This window comes from Cellulomonas sp. JH27-2 (genome assembly GCF_014837175.1).
Taxonomy (GTDB): domain Bacteria; phylum Actinomycetota; class Actinomycetes; order Actinomycetales; family Cellulomonadaceae; genus Cellulomonas.
This window is the reverse complement of the sequence record NZ_JACYFR010000003.1, coordinates 554,886-572,420: the sequence shown is the minus strand read 5'-3', so window position 1 is coordinate 572,420 and position 17,535 is coordinate 554,886. Positions and strand designations below refer to the sequence as shown.

Sequence of the window (17,535 nt, the reverse complement as noted above, 5' to 3'; positions counted from 1 at the left end):
CGGCACCGACACACGGCCCGGGCGCGTGCGTCAGGTGCCCGACGACGCCTCGTCGGGAAGCACGCCCACGTCCTCCAACGCATCCACCGGCACCCGCCGCGAGCGCGGCCGGTAGACCACCCGCGCATGGAAGACGAAGCGCGCGACGAACGCGACGAGCAACGTCACGGCAGTCGCCGGCACCGCAGCGATGTGGGCCGAGCTGACGAGCAGGACCAGGAGCGGCATCCGCACCGCGGTCTCGACGTTGTTGAACGCGAACGAGCCCGCGAACCGCCGTGCCGTGCTGCGCCCCTCGTGCCGCAGGTCGGCGAAGACGAACCGCTCCTGCAGCAAGAAGTTCATGACGATCGTGATCTCTGCAGCCACGATCGCCGCCGCGAGATACGGCAGACCGAACCCCGTGAGCAGGGCGACGAGCGCAATGTTCACGAGGGCCCCGAACCCGCCGATGATCGCGAAGCGCGACATCCGGCCGAACCGCAGCGCCGCGAGCTGGGCGAGGAACCGCATCCCCTGCGCGAACGACGCCTTCGACTCACCCGCGAACCGCTCGCCGAACACGAACGGGATCTCCGCGACCCGCAGGCGGTGGCGGGCCAGGATCTCCAGCAGGATCTTGAACCCACGCGGCTGCAGACGGCCCAGGTCCACGGCCTCGCGCCGCACCGCGAAGAATCCGGTCATCGGGTCGGAACAGTCCGCGAGCCGCACCGGGAACATGGCTCGCGTGACGCTCGTCGAGACCGACGAGACCATCCGTCGCGTCGCGTTCGCGAGCCCGCCGGCACTTCCGTCGGAGGTGTAGCGCGACGCGACCACCACGTCCGCGTCCTCGGCACGCGCGGTCGCCAGCAGCGCCGGAATGAGCGCCGGGGGGTGCTGCAGGTCGCCGTCCATGACGACGCACCAGGGCGCCGCCGAGTCCGCGAGCCCCGCCTGCACCGCACCGCTCAGGCCGCCGACCGGTTCGTCGCGGTGGATCAGCCGCACCGGGATCGTCGCCGTCGCCGCGACCTCGCGGATGACGTCGGGTGTGTCGTCGCGTGAGTCGTCGACGAACAGCACCTCCGCGTCGACACCGTCGAGCGCGTCCGCGACCTGCCGGACGAGCTCGGCGACGTTGGGAGCCTCGTTGAACGTCGGGACGACGACCGTGAGGTCGGGCGCGGTCACTGGACCTCTTCCCGCTCGCCGGTCCCCTCGAGCAGCGCGAGCGCGCGCCGCAGCGCCGTGCTGGACGTGTGCATCGTGTACGGGAAGTAGATGACCTCGACGCCGACCTCGGCGAACCTCCGCTCCAGGTCCTCGCCCTTGGGCGTGCCGCGCCAGTCGTCGCCCTTGAAGAAGCGGTGGAAGCGCAGCTCACCCCAGGTGTCGAGCTTGTCCGGGACCACCTCTGCGTGGACCTCGTCGACGAACCCGATGTTGCGGACGATCTCCAGGCGCTCGGCCAACGGGATCATCGGTGCCCTGCCCCGCGCCAGCTCGAGCATCTCGTCGCTCACGACGCCCGCGATCAGGTAGTCGCAGCGCTGCTTGGCATGCTTGAGGACGTTGAGGTGCCCGATGTGGAACAGGTCGTAGGCGCCAGGTGCGTACCCGATCGTCGTCACGTGCATCTCCCCTCGAGCTTCGCGGATGTGGCGGCGACCTCGCTGACGCCGATGTCAATGTAGGACAGACCGACCTAGATCGGACACGCCTCTATGGGGCGAATTGTCGTGAACGCTCCGTTTCACCCGCACGACAAGAGACTCGGCGCGGGACGGGCGGCCAGGATGGAGCTTCGCCGACCTGCACACGAGGGAACTGATGACCGACGCGCCCGAAGCCCACGTGACGGTCGCGTTCGGCTCGAGGATCGACACCGTGGGCTGGCGCGACCGCCACGCCCGAGGCGAGGTGCCCGACGCGTGGCCCTACGGCCTCGACAAGCTCGCACGGTTCTGTGACCGGCTCGACTCAGTCAGCCTGCCCGAACCCTCCCGCACGCAGCTCGCCGCGTCCCGGGTAGGCAGGTTCGCCCGCCGTCGTGCCGTCGCCTCCGCGGCCCGTCGCATCGGCGTCGCCTGGGACGAGCACGTCGCGCGCAGGATGCTGACCCTCGCGCCCCGCCCGGAGATGTACACGGGCGCCATCTGGTTCACCGACGCGTTCAGCCGTGACCGCCACGATCCCGTGGTGGCCAGCCAGACGCGCGTCCTGCGCGCCATGGACGGCGTGTACGTCAACAGCCGAGCCCAGGTCGCCGTCCTTGCCGACGCGCTGGGCCCGTCCGGCCCACCGGCCCACCACTTCCCGTTCGGCATCGACGCCGACTTCTTCACGCCCGCCGCCTACCCGGAACGGCCGCTCGTTGTCAGCTTCGGCGGCGACAGGGACCGCGATCCCGGCACCCTCTACGAGGCGTTGCGCATGGTCCACGAGGCTGTGCCAGCCGTGGAGATCATCGTCCAGTCACGGTCGGAGGCGCCCACCCCGCCGGGCGTCGTCAAGGTCCCCACCATGCCCCACAGCGAGCTCCGCGCGCTCTACCGACGCGCGTCCGTCGTCATGGTCGCTACCCGGCCCAACCTTCACATGTCCGGGCTCACCGTCTCGCTCGAGGCCATGGCGACCGCCCGTCCCGTGGTGCTCACCGCAACCCCGGGGGTCGACGACTACTTCGTCGACGGCGAGAACGCGATGCTCGCTCGCGTCGGAGACGCCGACGACGTCGCGCGCAGGGCGCTCGCGCTGCTCGCCGACCCCGACGCCGCGCAGGCCATGGGCGGGCGCGCCCGGCAGGAGGTCGAGCGACGATTCACCACGACGCATCTGGCCACGGCGATGGCTGCGTCGTTCGGCCTTCCGACGACGACCCCGGTCCCCGGCTGACGCGACGCGCGTCGCCCTCGACCCGCCCGACCTCGCCGACCAGGAAGCTCCGGACATGACGCAGACGGCCCACGACCCCGCCGAGCCCACGGCCGGCACCCGTGCACGGCTGTACCGGAGCGCGCGGACGGCCCACCTCGAGCGCGCCGCCGAGCTGCCGCCCGCGCTGCTGCTTTTCGAGAAGCGCCGGTACGACTTCGACCAGGCCCTGGCCGATCGCGTCGGCGCCGTCGAGGCCGGGACGTTCGAGTCGGCCCGGATCCTCGGCCGGTCGGGAGTCACCACCCTGGAGGTGAACGAGCCGTCCGCTGTCGAGGGGGCCCGCCGGACCGCGGCGGCGCTCGCCTGGTTGCGCCTTCGTGCGCTCGTCCGGCTGAGCCAGCGTCCCCGCGTCGTGGCCTACGCGATCGGCAACTCCAGCCCCTTCGTCCCGCCCGAGGGCGGGACCCTGCGGAGCCGCTGGTCCCTCCGGCTCGATTACGCCCTCGCGCGGTACGTCTGGTTCGAGTGCGACCGGATCGCCTTCGGTACCCCCGACGCTCGCGACGCGTACCGGGAGGCCTTCGGACGCCATCCCCGCCCGCTGCGGACGACGGTGATCCCGGCTCTGCCGATCGCCTGCCCGTGCGTCGACGACGGCGAGGGCAGGCCGCCGCGCGTCGTGTTCCTCGGTGCGTTCACGGCTCGCAAGGGTTTCCGGTCGCTCGTCGAGTCCTGGGGGCACGTGCTCGCCGCGCGGCCCGACGCCGAGCTGGTGCTAGTGGGCAAGGGCGACCTCGAACCCCTCGCGCACGAGCTCGCGAACGACCCCACGGTGCGCCTCGTCGTCGACCCACCACGGGAGGCCATCCACGACGAGCTGCGCCACGCCGCGGTGCTCACGCTCCCCTCACGTCGCGCGGGCCGGTGGCGCGAGCAGGTCGGGCTGCCGATCGTCGAGGGTCTCGCCCACGGCTGCACGGTCGTGACGACCGAGGAGACGGGCCTCGCTGCATGGCTCTCCGAGCACGGCCATCACGTCACGCCCGAGTCGGTTGCGCCCGCGGACCTCGCGGCATCGATCGTGGGAGCGCTGGACGCCCACCGCCCGCCCTCCGACGTGCGCTCACAGCTTCCCGCAGTCGATGGCCGGCTCGCTGCGGATGCGTGGATGTTCAGCGCCGCCCCGAGAGATCAGTGACCTTCCGTCAGGTTCTCCCGACCGCACCTCAGGCGCGCAGGCATCGCGAAGAAGAACCCGGGTCAGCACGCTCGGCGGTGCGGGTGCGACGTCGAGCCGACGCGTCCTGCGGCCCGCGCCGCTACCCGGCGACGCGGTTCTGGGGCCGCGCCGGGACGGGCGCGGCAGCTTCCCTCTCGCTCTTCGCCGGCTCCGTGGCGACGAGCGGCGGCCGCCACGCCCAGCGCCGTGGGAGCTCGTAGAACCACGACGCGCCGAGCGCACGCAGTCCTCCGTGCAGTGCAAGCGTCACGACGATCGCCGTGAGCGTCAGCGCGACCGAGACGGCGGCGGCCTCTGCAACCGGCTGAGCCGTCCATCCCGCCTTCCACAGGACCAGACCCAACGCCTGGATGACGAGCATGTGCGCGACGTACACCGGCAGGGTGCGGGTGCCGAGCCACGCCACGACCCGCATCCCGGGAACGGCGACCACGACCACCGAGGCTGTGACCCCGGCAGCGAGCGACAGCACGGACAGGCTCAGCCGGAGGCCTGGCGGCATCCGATCCGGGAACACCTGTCCGACCACGAAGACGCAGAGGGTGTACGTCGCGCACGTCGCGAGCGCCACGGGCCACGTCGCGCGCCGCGCGAGGCCGTCCACGAGGTCTCGGTAGTGCACCGCGAAGATGAAGAAGACATAGCTCATCAGCGACAGGCGCCAGGCGTACTGCTCGACGTGCACGATGTCGGAGCTCACGAGAAAGGCGACGACCAGCGCGGCCGCCACCTGCGCGATCGGCGGGACGCTCAGGCACGCTCGCGCGACGACGGAGTAGACCGCGAGCGCGTAGACGAACCATAGGACGCTGTCGGGTGCGATGAAGCTCAGCAGGTAGTCACCGAACGTCGCGCGCGGCTCGAGCTCAGGTGGCATCAGGCTTGAGACCACGAACTGGATGGTGTTCCACAGCGCATAGATGTACATGAACAGCGCGACGCGCTTGTGCAGCACGGCGGACCACCCGGATCGGAGCGTCTTGGCCGCGAAGAAGCCCGAGGCCAGGAAGAACAACGGCATCCGGAAGGTCGCGATCTGCTGATCTGCGTGCAGGACCAGTCCTGGCATCGGGCTGACTCGATCGAGGAACTGCACCGCGTGATGGAAGACGACCGCCACGATGGCGACCCCCTTGGCGAAGTCGACCCAGGCGAGACGAGCGCGCTCGATCGTCACGATCCCCGGATCCGCGTCCACGTGACCACCCCCCTCGTCAAGCCGTCGCCTGCGCACGGAACGCTAGTGCAGCCGGTGCCCGAATGGTCCGGTTCGGACCGATATTCACCCGCTGCGTGCTCGCCGATCAGGTCCGCCCGAAGGCGTGTCGCCACCGCGCGGGCAGCTCGAAGAGGAACCGCAGCCCGGCCCGCTCGGCGACCACCTGAGTCCCTATGCTGAGACCGACGACGATCGCGGTGACGACCATCGGGAACAGCAGGGCACCGGCGCGACTGGCGAGAACGGTCGCGACGAGCTCACGCCCGAAGGCGGCGGCGATCCCCGTCACCAACGCCAACCACAGAGGATGCTGGACGTACACGCCGAGCGTCTTGCGTCCCAGTGCCAGCCCGAGCCGGCGCACTGGCCGCCAGCGCACGGCGATCGCGACGGCGACGACGCAGACGACAGCGAATGCGACTCCACGCGGCACGAACAGCACCGCATCCTGGACTGCTGACGTCGTCAGCGCGCCGAGCGCAGCGATGCCCGCGGCGACGACCGCGGCAGCCGCGAGACGCCACCAGGTGGCGGCCCCCGCCAGAGCACGAAGGCGATCAGAGCCATAGACGCCGACCGCGAAGAAGACGAAGAGCCCGGGTGTCTTCAGTGCCAGCGCGTCGGCATCGTGAAGGTGCACGACGACCGCCAGCACGGTGAGAAGTGACACGACGAGCCACGGCGGGACGTGCCTGGCGAGCGCGAGCAGCGGGATGTAGAGCGCGAGCGCGTAGATGTACCAGAGCGTCGTGTCAGGCACGAGCAGCTGCTCGAAGAAGCCCAGACCATCGACGCGATGGTGCAGGCTGGGCGACGCGACGAAGAACGAGACCAGCGCGTAGACGGCCAGCCAGACGACGTAGAGGTAGTAGTTCGACACGGCGCGGAAACCCGTGGTCGACCGGTGCAGACCCTCTCGGATCTGGCGGGAGAGGACCAGACCAGAGATCGCCAGCAGGACCGGCATCCTGACGCTCCCCAGGGCCTGGTTGACGGAGCCCCAGAACCCCCAGGCGACAGGGTCGTCCGTCAGCGCGCCCCACGACGTCCGCCACAGAAGGACGTGGAACAGAACGACCGCGGCCACGCAGTAGCCGCGCGCCGCATCGACCCAGACGAGGCGCTCCCGTACCGGCTCGACGGCGACCGGTTCCCCGACCGCTTCGATCACGGAGGGCTCCGGGCTCACGAGGACGCCTGGGCCGGCTCGGGACGCGGGGCCCCCTGCTCGGGACGCCCCGGAAACCAACCGGGCGCCTCGTACAACCACGCGGCTCCCGCTCGCGGCGCCGCTCGGTTCAGCAGCAGCGCACCGATCACCGCGACGAGCATGAGCAGCGGCGGCGCGACTTGAGCCGTCACAGGAACCTGCGAGATCGCCGTCAGGGAGATCACCATGCACACGAGCAGGATGATCGGCGTGTGCGCCAGGTAGATGGGCAGCGTCCGCGAGCCGACGGCGCGGATCGCACGCCATCTCACGACCCTGCTCAACGCGACGCCCGCCACGAGGCCGAGCAGGCAGTTGATGAAGTACAGACCAGGTACCTCGCGGAGGTTCCAGTGCCACAGCGCGAATGACGCGACGAGCCACGCGGCGAACCCCGAGGCGAGCAGGCCGATCCGCCGAGTACTCCCGAGTCGGATGATGAGCGTCCTCGCGTGGAGCCCGACGAGGAAGAAGAAGTAGTAGCGCACGCTTCCGTTCCAGCCAGGGCTCGCGGTCACCCACCCGCTGAGCGCAACGGCAGAACCCACGCCTGCGACGGCCAGCTGCAGGCGCGGGTCGAGACGCGCCGTGAGCTTGGCCAGGCAGAAGAAGAGCGCGAGAGCCCAGATGAACCAGAGCTCGAGCCGCGGATAGGCGGGGGCGAGGACGATGGGCAGAAGCGTGCCCTTGAGCAGCGAGCCCTGATCGAGCATGACCCGTGTGCCGACCGTGAACGCGCAAGCGCCGATCGTCGACCACACGAGGAAGACCCAAGCGAACATCCGGACCTTGCCGCTCCACAACGTGCGCCAGGACACCAGGAGCCACTTGCCGGCGAACAGGCCCGACAAGGCGAAGAACAATGGCATGCGCAGGGACGAGACGACCAGGTTGAACGAGATCCAACCGCGGGTGTCGATCCCTGCCGCACCGAGCCAGTTGGCAGAGTGGAACAGCACGACCAGGCAGATCGCCAGGCCGCGTCCGGCGTCGACCCAGTCGAGTCGGGTACGTTGCAGCCCCGGCCGCTCGCCCGAATTATCCACCTTTGTCGACACCCGCCCATCGTAGGACGGGGTATCCGACGCACCGAGGGTCGGTGCGGGCGAAATCTGTGCGATCGCGAAGTCCGGCGACCACCAAGGAATATGGTGGCTGCCTACGCGAGTCGCGCCGGAGGAGACCGATGACGCCCACGGCCGAGCAGACGGCTCGCCCGGCCCCGTACGGGGCTGGCAGCCCGTCGTGGACTGCGGTCGTGGCCGGCGTCGCCGTGATGCTGGTCGGGGCCGACTACGCCGTGTACCGAACGCTGAGCGCCGGAACGGTGCTCGGCCTCGCACTGGCGCCTGTCTGGTTCCCCGCCGTCTCCCGGTACCGTGGGGCGTGGCCACTTCTGAGTGTCGGCGCCATGGCGGGCGTCGCTGGTGTCTGGCTCACCGAGACCGCGGCCACCGACCACCGCACCTCGACGGCCTCGACCATGACCACCACGTTCATCCTGCTCAACATCCTCGTGGGCGTCCCTGTCGTCCTCTGGGCTCGGACCGCGATGAGGACGTCGCTCGTCGCGGTGCTCTTCGGCGCGGGAATGGTCGCGGCCGTCCCCCTGGGGGGTCTGGGGTTCGACGCCCACGCCTGGCGCTTCCAGTACTCGGTACCTGTCAGCGTCCTCGCCCTGGCCGTCGTGTGGCACCTCGGGTGGCGCTGGACACAGGTCGTCGTCGCACTCACGCTCGCCGCAGGAAGCGCCCTCGCAGGTGGACGGTCGACCTTCGCCATGCTCCTCGTCGCGGCCACCGTGGTCGCTTGGCAGAGCCTCGGGCACGCCCGCACCAAGGCGGGGTCCCGTCTCAGGGTCGTCGCCCTGGGCACCGTGCTGATCTTCGCCATCTACCAGATCGGCCAAGGACTGATCCTCGACGGCTACCTCGGCGAGTCAGCGCAGGAGCGCACCGAGGTCCAGATCGCGACCACCGGCAACATCCTGCTGGGAGCACGCCCTGAGATGGGGGCGACGGTCGCCCTCATGAGGGACCACCCGCTGGGCTTCGGTTCCGGCACCATGAGCAGCCTGCAAGACATCATGGTCGCCAAGGAGGGCATGGCCTCGCTCGGGTACAACCCGGACAACGGCTACGTCAACAAGTACATGTTCGGCTCCGGGTACGAGCTGCACTCGCTGATCGGTGACACGTGGGCGTCGTTCGGCGTGCTCGGACTCGTGTTCACGGTCATGGCCGTCTGGCTCTCGTGCCGGTCGTGCGTCGGACTGGTCGCACGACGGGCCGCTCCTGCGCTGCTCGTCTACCTGGCGGTCCGGCTGTTGTGGAATGCGCTGTTCGGACCAGTCCTCGCTTCGTCCACGCTCCTCGTGGCTGCGGTGGCTCTGATGCTCACGCTCAAAGGCGCCGATGACGCCTTCGCCCTCGACCCGTCAGCTGGATCCCCGGATCAGGAGCCCAGCCGCGCGGCGTGAGGGACGGGCGTCACGGAGCGGCGATGGAATGCTCCGACCAGATGTCCACTGCCCGCGCAAATGCCACGACGTGCTGGTCGGCGATGGCCTCCCAGGAACGAGCCGAGAGGTCGGGCGACCCGTCGAGGCCTTCCACCGCCCCTAAGGCGCGGTTCAGTGCTCGTGCGTCGAACGTGCCCGCGAAGCGCTGGACCCACTGCTCACCCACCTCGTGCGCCAAGTCGTCCGTGACCGCGTTCGCGGGCACCAGGACCGGCCGCCCGAGGGAGAGCGCGAGCAGCGCCGCGCCGGAGTTGTGCATCTCGCGATACGGGAGTACGACGAGCGTCGCCTCGCCGATCTCACGCGCCATCGCGCCGTCGGGGACATGGCGCAGGTCGACGACGACGCGGGGGTCGGCGCCCGCGAGGCGGGCGATCGCCCGGCCGTACTCCGCGTCCACAGGACGCCCGCTCACGTGAAGCGACACGTCGGGGAGGTCGAGCTGTGCGAAAGCCGCGATCAGGTCGTCGACCCCCTTGTACGGTCGGACGAGCCCGACGTACGCCAGCCGGCCGGGTCGCCGTGCGGGACGGGGCGTGTCGGCGTACCAGTCCGCGTAGGTGCCGTGCGGGATCGTGACCACGAACCCGTGCGTCGGTACCGGTGTGTGGTCGTTGAGCCGGATCCACCCAGTCGTCGTCCGGTCGACGAGGCGCAGCGTTGCTCGCACGACGATGCCGTGCCGCTCGTGCGGCTCGGCGTTGTGCAGCGTCCGGACAACACGACGTCCGGTCCAACGCGCACGCAGCATGCCTGCGGAGAGGAGCAGGCACGCGCCCAGCGTCCGGATCGGGTCCGAGCGTCGCAGCATCGCGTCGGGCCAATGGACGTGGAAGACGTCCCACCGGCCCGTCAGCAGGGATCGCCACGAGAACAACAGCAAGGTCACCCGGTGCGCCAGCAGCCGGTTCAGGTCCACGACGTACGGGTTGGTGGTCTCACGGACGACGGCCATGGAGGTCAGGACAGTCAGCTCCGGCTTCACCTCAGCCACGAGCGGCCACAGGGGTCGGCGCGGGAACCGGCCTGGCGTACTCGGAGTACACGTACCCGAAGGCGCCGAGGATCATCCCGGCGCCACGAACGACCGTGCGGCTCCCCCTCGCCCTGCGGGCGAGGGAGCCCGACACGGCCCCCCAGGCAACGCCGGCTGCACCGCCACCCAACCGAACGAGGCCGTGCGCGACGAGCACGACCCGCAGCTTGAACCGGGCGGACCGCCCTCGCGCCACATGCAGCCGGGCCCTGCTCCCCGTGTTGCCCATGCGGAAGGCACGTCGGAGCACCCACGAACGGGTGGCGCGCGCTGCGGGAACGACGTCCTCGACCACCGCCTCGTCGCACCAGACGAGCCGGCCGCCACGCCTGCGCAGCTCGAGCGAGAAGACGGTGTCCGACCCGCCGGTCAACCCGAACTCGTCGTCGAACGTCAGGTCCCAGGACCGGATCAACGCCGCGTCGAGCAGCAGGTTGTTCGTCGCGACGACGTCGAGCTCGGTTCCGGTCGGATGGCGCAGGCGGTCGAAGAAACGCCCCGCCCGGATCCACTTCTCCGGCTCGGAGTCGAAGACCGAGACGACCGCACCGGCGACCGCCGCGCAGTTCTCACGGGCGTGGGTGGCAAGGAGCGACTCGAGCCAACCCTGCCGAGGCCGCTCGTCGTCGTCGATGAACACGACGACGTCCGCGTCTGCCGCCTCCGCAAGACCACGGTTGCGGGCCGCAGCGATTCCCGGTGCCGGTTCGTGCACGTAACGCACGGGGTGGTCGACCGACCACGACTCGACGGTGTCACGCGCTGACGGGATCGTGTCGTTGTCGACGACGAGCAGCTCGGCACCCGGAACTCCTCGGACGTGCTCAACCAGCCCCGGGAGCGCGTCGGCCAGGTCGAGGGGCCGACGAAAGGTGAGCGTGACCACTGTGATACGCACGTCTCTCCCTTCGTCGGCGCCTCGGCCGTGCCCGTCAGCCTGCGGGGACTGCCTTGAGGTCGTCGTATCGCACCGTCACGGGTCCGTTCGTCACCGTGCCGAACATGTACGTCTGGATGCCGATCCCACCGGCGGCCTGCAGTGCCGCCGTCGCGTCCGCGATGGTGTACGTCCACGCAGAGGGCTCAGCTGCGCCACTCTTCCAGACCTTCGCACTGACGGTCGTCGGCGATGTGCCTGTCACCTGGAGACGGAGGTTGAGCTGGTCGCCCGCGCCGTAGGCCACGCCAGTGACCGTGCCGCCGCGCAGAGCAGTAGCCGACCGCATGAGATGGAGCTGGACAGTCCCGTCCGCCTGCAGGCGGACCCGGGCAGCGTAGGACTCAGACCCGACCGTTCGACCTTGGAGCGTGATCCACGCGCCGCCCCCTGTGAGGGGCTTGTCCGGGCTCAGCGAGACGGACACGTCCGTGCTCGTCGAAGAGACGGTTGCGAGGGACGAGGTCAGGGTGCTCCCTGCGGAGACCATGTGCTGCCCCAGTCCACCGCCGACCGTGAACCGGCTGGCCGTCCCCGTCGACGTCCACGGGCCACCGACCTGAGCGTTGCCCCAGCCGCTCGCGACGGTCCGCCCGAACGTGTCCCACGCGAGGGCGTTGGCAGGCGGCTGGTCGGTGGCGGGGGCCGTGACCGAGATCGTCTTGTCCAGGTGCTTGGTGGCGCCGTCGTTGTCGGTGACCGTCAGACCGATCGTGTACGTGCCCGTCGCGGGGAAGGTGTAGGACGCGGTCTTGCCCGTGTCCGTGCCGCCGCCCTCGAACGTCCACGCGTACGCGGCGATCGTCCCGTCCGGGTCGGACGCGCCCGACGCGTCGACGTCCACCTTCAACCCTGTCGCCGTCGCGGTGAACGCCGCCACGGGCGACTGGTTCGCCGCGCTGACGGTCACGGTCTTGTCCAGGTGCTTGGTGGCGCCGTCGTCGTCGGTGACCGTCAGACCGATCACGTACGTGCCCGCCGCGGGGAACGTGTACGACGCGGTCTTGCCCGTGTCCGTGCCGCCGCCCTCGAACGTCCACGCGTATTCGGCGATCGTCCCGTCCGGATCGGACGATCCCGACGCGTCGACGTCGACCTTCAGGTTGGTCGAGGTCGTCGTGAACGCCGCCACAGGATCCTGGTTGGGAGCTGTCACCGAGACTGTCTTGTCGAGGTGCTTGGTGGCACCGTCGTCATCCGTCACCGTCAGGCCGATCGTGTAGGTGCCGGTCGCGGGGAACGTGTACGACGCCGTCGCACCCGTCGCCGCGCCGCCGCCCTCGAACGTCCACGCGTAGCTCGCGATCGACCCGTCCGGGTCGGACGAACCCGAGGCGTCCACGTTCACCTTGAGCCCGGTCGCCGACGTCGTGAACGCCGCCACCGGATCCTGGTTGGGGACCGTTCCCGTGCCCAGCTGGTAGTGCTGCTGCACCTGAGCGGCGGTCAGGGCCGTCGAGTAGACGGCGACTTCGTCGAGCGAGCCGGCGAACCACGGCTGCGGTCCCCAGGTCACGTCGCCGCCGACCCGCCAGTACCCGCTGTATGACTGCGCGGACGGTTGCGAGTTCGTCCCCCGCAGCGTGCCGTCGACGTAGAGCTTCATGCCTTCGCTGGACTGCGTCGCGACGAGGTGGTGCCATGCGCCGTCGTTGAAGCTCGCCGCCGTCGTGATGGTGTTGGTCTGGCCCGTCCAGACGCCGAATGTGAGCTGACCGCCGTTCTCCATGTACACGTGCCGGTCGTAGTTGTTCGACAGGCCACTCGTGGAGTCCCCGAAGCCGATGAGCTTGCCGCCGTTCGTCGTGGTCGTCTTGAACCACAGCTCTTCGGAGTACGTGGTCGGGTTGTTCACCTGCACGGTGCTGACGACCTGCCCGCTCGACCCGTCGAAGGTGGCTGCCGAGCTCGAGACACCGCTCAGGGCGCCACTCGTCCCCTTCGTCACGCCGTTGACGTACGTCCCCGTGCTGCCGAGCGGTCCGGAGTCGGCCGCCACAGACCCGCTGGACTCGCCCAGGCGCCAGTAGAGGTCGGGCGACAGGTTGAACACGGCAGCGCCGTATGTGTCGGCCGGGGCCGTCGGGATGGTGGACGGGTTGCCGGCCGCGACCCAGTGGGAGTTGACCTGGGTCGCCGTCAGCGGCCCGCCGTAGATGGCGACGTCGTCGATGCTCCCGTTGAAGAACGCGTTGCCGTCCCACGGGGAGTCCCCGCCGATCCGCCAGTAGCCCGAGTACGGCTGCGCCGAGGTGATGTCGCCGCGCTGGGCCACCCGCTTCCCGTCGATGAACAGCTTCATGCCGTCGCTGCCCAGCGAGGCGACGACCTGGTGCCACTGACCGTCGTTGTAGGCCTTGCTGGACGTGACGGTCTGCGACGATCCCGGGTAGACCCCGAAGTTCACGCGGCCGCTCGGGCTCATGTACACGTGGCGGTCATAGCTCGAGCTGGTGCCCGTGTTGGCGTTGCCGAACCCGACGATCTTGCCGCCGGAGGTGGTGGTGGTCTTGAACCATGCTTCGATGCCGAACGTCTGCGGGCCGTCGATGAGGTCGGAGGTGGCGGCGAAGCCCGAGGTGGAGCCGTTGAAGGACGCGGCGGTGTTGGAGTCGCCACCGATCGCACCAGCCTGGTTGAACGTCACTCCCGAGCCGGCCGTCGCGTCGCTCGAACCCGCCCAGTCGGCGACCGTGGGCCCGCTCGCCTCACCGAGGCGCCAGTAGTCGAGCGCCCCGTCGTCGAGCACCTTGCCCGCATAGGCGGAGAGAGTGTCGGTGCTGTTGACAGTGATGCTCACCCAGTCCGAGAGGGATTGGTTCCCGAAGGAGTCGACCGCGGCGACCCGATACCTCGTGGTCGAACCAGGTGCCAGTCCCGTGTCGGTGAACGACATGGACTTGGGCTTCCAGAACGGCGTCGTGAGCGTCGTCGTGTAGATGGGCGCGTTGTTCGTGCTCTGGCGGTAGAGCTTGTACGTGAGCGTCTGGTTGTCCCGGTCCCAGTTGCTGCCCCAGCTCAGTCGCACCTGCCCCGCTGTGTAGGACCGGGCGTCCAGCGGCCAGGTCGTGCTCTTGAGCACCGGCGTCAGCGAGTTGGGCGCGACGTCCGCCGTGGCGAACCGCACGAGTCCCTGCTGCTTGACGTTGTTGACGCGCGTGAACTCGCCGCCGTAGACGACATACTTTCCGCTGCCCGACACCGACCACGGGCCCTGGTTCTTTCCCGTGAAGCTGCCGGTGTTGATGTCCGGGTACCAGTACAGGATGTCCGGGCGCGCCTGACCCGCGTGGTCGGGGTACCCGTAGATGTCCGCGGTGTTCGTCCCCATCGCCGTCTTGGTCAGTGCCGTGGCGCGGTGGAAGGACCACGGGTCGGTCTGGGGGAACCCGCCGGAGTTGCCGCAGTAGTGCTTGTGGCTGGCGGAGTAGATGACGTCGCCGACCGGGTAGGAGGAGTAGGTGTCTCCGTGGCAGTCCTCGACCCAGACGAGGCTGCTCGACGCCCACGATGCCGCGAACGTGCCCTCGACGTTGCCGCCGGTTCCGAAGTGGTAGCCCGTGCCGTAGAAGTTGTCACCGTCCGCCTCGAGGCTGAGGATCGCCGAGTTCGCCCCACCGTTGCGGATCTGGGTGTTCACGGGGAGTGCGGTCAGCGCACCGGTCGCGAGGCTCAGGCGGGCCAGCCCGTACCCCGGGTTTCCCGAGCCGTTCATCGTCGTGAACGCCCCACCGAACACGACGGACTGGCCGTCGGGTGCGAACACCGAGGCCTGCACCGAACCACCTGCCGGCGTGGGCGCGAAGGGAAGCGTGGCGCCGGCGACGTCGACAGCGGCGATGTTGGTGCGGGCCGCCCCGTTGACGTTGGTGAACGTCCCTCCAAAGGCCACGGCGGTGGCGGAGGCCGTCACCGTGTTGACGGTCGCGTTGATGTTCGGCTTGAACGTCGAGACGAGTGCACCCGTGGACGTGTCGAACGCCGCCAGGCGCGTCCGCGTCTGCCCGTTGATCGTCGTGAACTGCCCGGCGGCGTACAGGCGCGTCTTGTCGGGTGAGAGCGCGAGCTCCTTGACCTGGGCGTTGAGCACCGGTGCCCAGGAGGTCATCACGCCGGTCGTCACGTCGTAGGACATGAGGTAGGTGCGCGGCACCTCGTTGACGCCCGGGTCGGAGCCGGCGGGCCGCGCGGACGTGAAGTCACCTGCGACGAACACCGTGTTGCCGACCACCTCCTGGTCCCACACGACACCGTTGATCTGCGCGGTGGGAAGACCATCCGCGCTGACGGTCTTGGTCACCGCCAGGTCTGCAGGAGCGGTGTCCGCGGAGGCAGGAGCCGCGACCAGACCGGCGGCGACCATCAGTCCAGCGCCGGCGACGAACGCCCAGACCCGCCCGGTGCGAAGGGTGCGCATCATGTGCTGCTCCTGCTCTCTGTGCCGCGGCGACGGGGGTTCGCGTCAGGGGAGGCGCGTGCGATGCCGCTGGTGCAAGCACAGACTTTAGGTGCATACCGGACACTCCGGACCGGGCGTCGCGGGTGAACTCGGTGCTCGAACGGGGCGAGAGGGGGGATATCACCCAATCGGTCGAGCATCGCCGCGGAACACGACGACCGGCACCTCGGCGGCGAGGTCGACCTCGACCTCGACGGGGTTGCGCTCGGCGACCGGGACGTTGAAGACGTAGACGCCTGTCACGCTCTTCCCCGCGGCGACCGACGCGGGCAGGGGGCTGCCGCCGGGCTTCGTGAGCTCGATGGCCGGGGCGCGATCCTCGCCCTGGTACAGCACGACGACCGCGCCCGTCAGGTCGACGTCGTCGTCCGTGGCATTCGTGACCTCGACCGTGACGCGCAACGCCGGGCCGCCCACCTCACCGGGCAGGTCCGCGACGCCGGTCACCGACTCGAGCTTCGCGAGCCGAGCCGTCACGCCCTTGGTCGGCTCGACCGTGGCCTTGAGCGCGACGGGGGGGTCCGTCGGACGAGCCCCCGGAGCAGCCGTCGCGCGAGGCGAGCTTCCCGAGGTGGCCTCGGCCGTCGACGTGCCTCGCGGTGACCCACTCGGCGTCGCCCCCGGCGACGCGGTCGAGGGCACGGTCGAAGGCGCGGTGCTCGTGGACGTCGCGGTCCCCGCCGCCGAGCCGATGCCCGTCGTGGGCGTCCGACTCGCGCTCGTCGTCGCGGCGGCACCGCCGCCTCCCGACGATCCTCGCGTCGCAAGGAAGACGATCGCACCGACGACGACGACTGCGGCAACCACGGCGACCACGATCCACCGGCGCGCCGGTGCGGCCTCGCCACTCGACGACATGCGCTCACCCCATTTCTCACCCCGACACCCGGGTCCTGGTGACGCTGCGCCAGCATACGGTTGCGTCCTACCTGTGGCACCGGCCGATGCCGGATGAAAACGCGACGACTGGCAGCCGAGGGGGCATGCGATGGGTGACGAGCAGCCGACGGGTTGCGTCGTCGTCGTCAGTTACGGCGATCCCGCGATGCTCCGCGACAACCCCGTGCTCGTCGTTCCGTCAGCCTGGCGGGTCGTGGTCGTCGACAACCGGTCGACCGACGACGCGAGACGAGCGCTGCGCGAGCTCGCGGCCCGCTACGGGTGGGACCTGATCGAGCCGACGAGCAACCTCGGTTTCGGGGCCGGCGTCAACGTCGGCGTCCAGCACGCCGTCGCAGCGGGTCACGACGTCGTCCTCGTCGTGAACCCGGACGCGCAGCTCGAGCTCGCCGCGGCCGACGCCCTTGCGGCCCACGTCCGGGCGAACCCGGAGAGCCTCGCGTCGCCGCGCGTCGTCCGCCCGGACGGCACGACCTGGTTCGCGGGCGCGACGATCGACCTGCGGACGGGACGCACGCAGGCGCGATCCAGCAACCCGACTGCAACGCCCTGGCTCTCTGGAGCCTGCCTGGCGACCACGTCCGCCGCGTGGGCACGCCACGGGGGTTTCACGGACGCCTACTTCCTGTACTGGGAGGACGTCGACCTGTCGATCCGGTGGCATCGCGAGGGGGGACGGCTCGACGTCCTGGAGGCCGTCGAGTGCCGCCACGCCGTCGGCGGGACGCAGGTCTCCGGCGCCTCGTCCCGCGCCAAGTCGCCTCAGTACTACTACTTCAACTGCCGCAACCGGCTGCTGTTCGCGCGCCTCAACCTTCCGCCCCGAGCCCGGTGGCGATGGATCTGGGGTGCTCTGCCGTACGCACGCACGGTCCTTCTCCGAGGCGGCCGACGACAGCTGCGGCACCCCGGCCCGACGCTCGGAGCCGTCGCCCGCGGAACGCTCGCAGGCATCTCGATCGCACTCCGTCCGAGTCCCCCGCATGATGCGGGAGGCCCTGCTGCATCCGGGTGAAATCGCCCACTAGATGCGGAGAAATCGTGCTGAACTCCCCCAAGACGGTTTCCAATGGGATCCTTGGTGCGGCACAGTCCCGATGCCGAGATCGCCTGCCGCCGCTACGGCCGCCACCAGCCCTCACCGACCACAG

13 protein-coding genes are annotated in these 17,535 nt (G+C 69.9%); 4 read left to right on the top strand and 9 right to left on the bottom strand.

The window, feature by feature from the left end; translation table 11 throughout:
* Nucleotides 1-30: 30 nt before the first annotated feature.
* Nucleotides 31-1,176: a glycosyltransferase family 2 protein gene (locus IC607_RS11655; protein WP_191787527.1), complete on the bottom strand. Its 1,146-nt coding sequence runs from the start codon at nt 1,174-1,176 to the stop codon at nt 31-33.
* Nucleotides 1,173-1,616 (bottom strand): adenylyltransferase/cytidyltransferase family protein, encoded by a 444-nt coding sequence (locus tag IC607_RS11650; protein WP_370526161.1) that lies wholly within the window; start codon nt 1,614-1,616, stop codon nt 1,173-1,175. The genes IC607_RS11655 and IC607_RS11650 overlap by 4 nt, the downstream gene beginning before the upstream one ends.
* A gap of 199 nt (nt 1,617-1,815) precedes the next feature.
* On the opposite strand from IC607_RS11650, the gene IC607_RS11645 reads away from it, so the two are divergent.
* Together IC607_RS11645 and IC607_RS11640 are read left to right on the top strand one after the other, a co-directional pair.
* Nucleotides 1,816-2,880: a glycosyltransferase family 4 protein gene (locus IC607_RS11645; protein ID WP_191787525.1), complete on the top strand. Its 1,065-nt coding sequence runs from the start codon at nt 1,816-1,818 to the stop codon at nt 2,878-2,880.
* Between the two features lie 55 nt (nt 2,881-2,935).
* The gene (locus IC607_RS11640) at nt 2,936-4,060 is read left to right on the top strand and encodes a glycosyltransferase family 4 protein (protein WP_191787524.1); all 1,125 of its coding nucleotides are present in this window, start codon (nt 2,936-2,938) and stop codon (nt 4,058-4,060) included.
* A 121-nt stretch (nt 4,061-4,181) separates the two neighbouring features.
* On the opposite strand, the gene IC607_RS11635 is transcribed toward IC607_RS11640, so the two are convergent.
* The 3 genes from IC607_RS11635 to IC607_RS11625 all read right to left on the bottom strand — a co-directional run bounded on the left by IC607_RS11635 (nt 4,182) and on the right by IC607_RS11625 (nt 7,589).
* Entirely contained in the window at nt 4,182-5,279 is a 1,098-nt protein-coding gene (locus IC607_RS11635) for an acyltransferase family protein (RefSeq protein ID WP_191787523.1), read from the bottom strand.
* Between the two features lie 127 nt (nt 5,280-5,406).
* Nucleotides 5,407-6,510, bottom strand: coding sequence for an acyltransferase family protein (locus tag IC607_RS11630; protein WP_191787522.1), 1,104 nt, complete (start codon nt 6,508-6,510; stop codon nt 5,407-5,409).
* Nucleotides 6,507-7,589: an acyltransferase gene (locus IC607_RS11625; protein WP_191787521.1), complete on the bottom strand. Its 1,083-nt coding sequence runs from the start codon at nt 7,587-7,589 to the stop codon at nt 6,507-6,509. Before IC607_RS11625 ends, IC607_RS11630 begins: the two co-directional genes overlap by 4 nt.
* A 128-nt stretch (nt 7,590-7,717) precedes the next feature.
* Between IC607_RS11625 and IC607_RS11620 the strand changes: the two genes are divergently transcribed.
* Nucleotides 7,718-9,010, top strand: coding sequence for a hypothetical protein (locus IC607_RS11620; protein ID WP_191787520.1), 1,293 nt, complete (start codon nt 7,718-7,720; stop codon nt 9,008-9,010).
* A gap of 10 nt (nt 9,011-9,020) precedes the next feature.
* Here the strand turns inward: IC607_RS11620 and IC607_RS11615 are convergent, their stop codons facing one another.
* The 4 genes from IC607_RS11615 to IC607_RS11600 form a co-directional block, all read right to left on the bottom strand.
* Nucleotides 9,021-10,046, bottom strand: a complete 1,026-nt coding sequence (locus tag IC607_RS11615; RefSeq protein WP_191787519.1) for a glycosyltransferase — start codon at nt 10,044-10,046, stop codon at nt 9,021-9,023.
* Nucleotides 10,039-10,986, bottom strand: a complete 948-nt coding sequence (locus IC607_RS11610; protein WP_370526160.1) for a glycosyltransferase family 2 protein — start codon at nt 10,984-10,986, stop codon at nt 10,039-10,041. The genes IC607_RS11615 and IC607_RS11610 overlap by 8 nt, the downstream gene beginning before the upstream one ends.
* Before the next feature lie 34 nt (nt 10,987-11,020).
* Nucleotides 11,021-15,445: a LamG domain-containing protein gene (locus IC607_RS11605; RefSeq protein WP_191787518.1), complete on the bottom strand. Its 4,425-nt coding sequence runs from the start codon at nt 15,443-15,445 to the stop codon at nt 11,021-11,023.
* Between the two features lie 159 nt (nt 15,446-15,604).
* Entirely contained in the window at nt 15,605-16,342 is a 738-nt protein-coding gene (locus tag IC607_RS11600) for a hypothetical protein (protein WP_191787517.1), read from the bottom strand.
* Nucleotides 16,343-16,472: 130 nt separating this feature from the next.
* Here IC607_RS11600 and IC607_RS11595 point away from each other — a divergent pair, with 130 nt between their 5' ends.
* On the top strand, nt 16,473-17,399 hold the full coding sequence (locus IC607_RS11595; protein WP_191787516.1) for a glycosyltransferase family 2 protein: 927 nt from the start codon (nt 16,473-16,475) through the stop codon (nt 17,397-17,399).
* The last annotated feature ends 136 nt before the right edge of the window (nt 17,400-17,535 follow it).

Coding starts and splice junctions, on each gene's coding strand:
- IC607_RS11645 (WP_191787525.1), top strand. CDS start 1,816: ATGACCGACGCGCCCGAAGCCCACGTGACGGTCGCGTTCGGCTCGAGG.
- IC607_RS11640 (WP_191787524.1), top strand. CDS start 2,936: ATGACGCAGACGGCCCACGACCCCGCCGAGCCCACGGCCGGCACCCGT.
- IC607_RS11620 (WP_191787520.1), top strand. CDS start 7,718: ATGACGCCCACGGCCGAGCAGACGGCTCGCCCGGCCCCGTACGGGGCT.
- IC607_RS11605 (WP_191787518.1), bottom strand. CDS start 15,445: ATGATGCGCACCCTTCGCACCGGGCGGGTCTGGGCGTTCGTCGCCGGC.
- IC607_RS11600 (WP_191787517.1), bottom strand. CDS start 16,342: ATGTCGTCGAGTGGCGAGGCCGCACCGGCGCGCCGGTGGATCGTGGTC.
- IC607_RS11595 (WP_191787516.1), top strand. CDS start 16,473: ATGGGTGACGAGCAGCCGACGGGTTGCGTCGTCGTCGTCAGTTACGGC.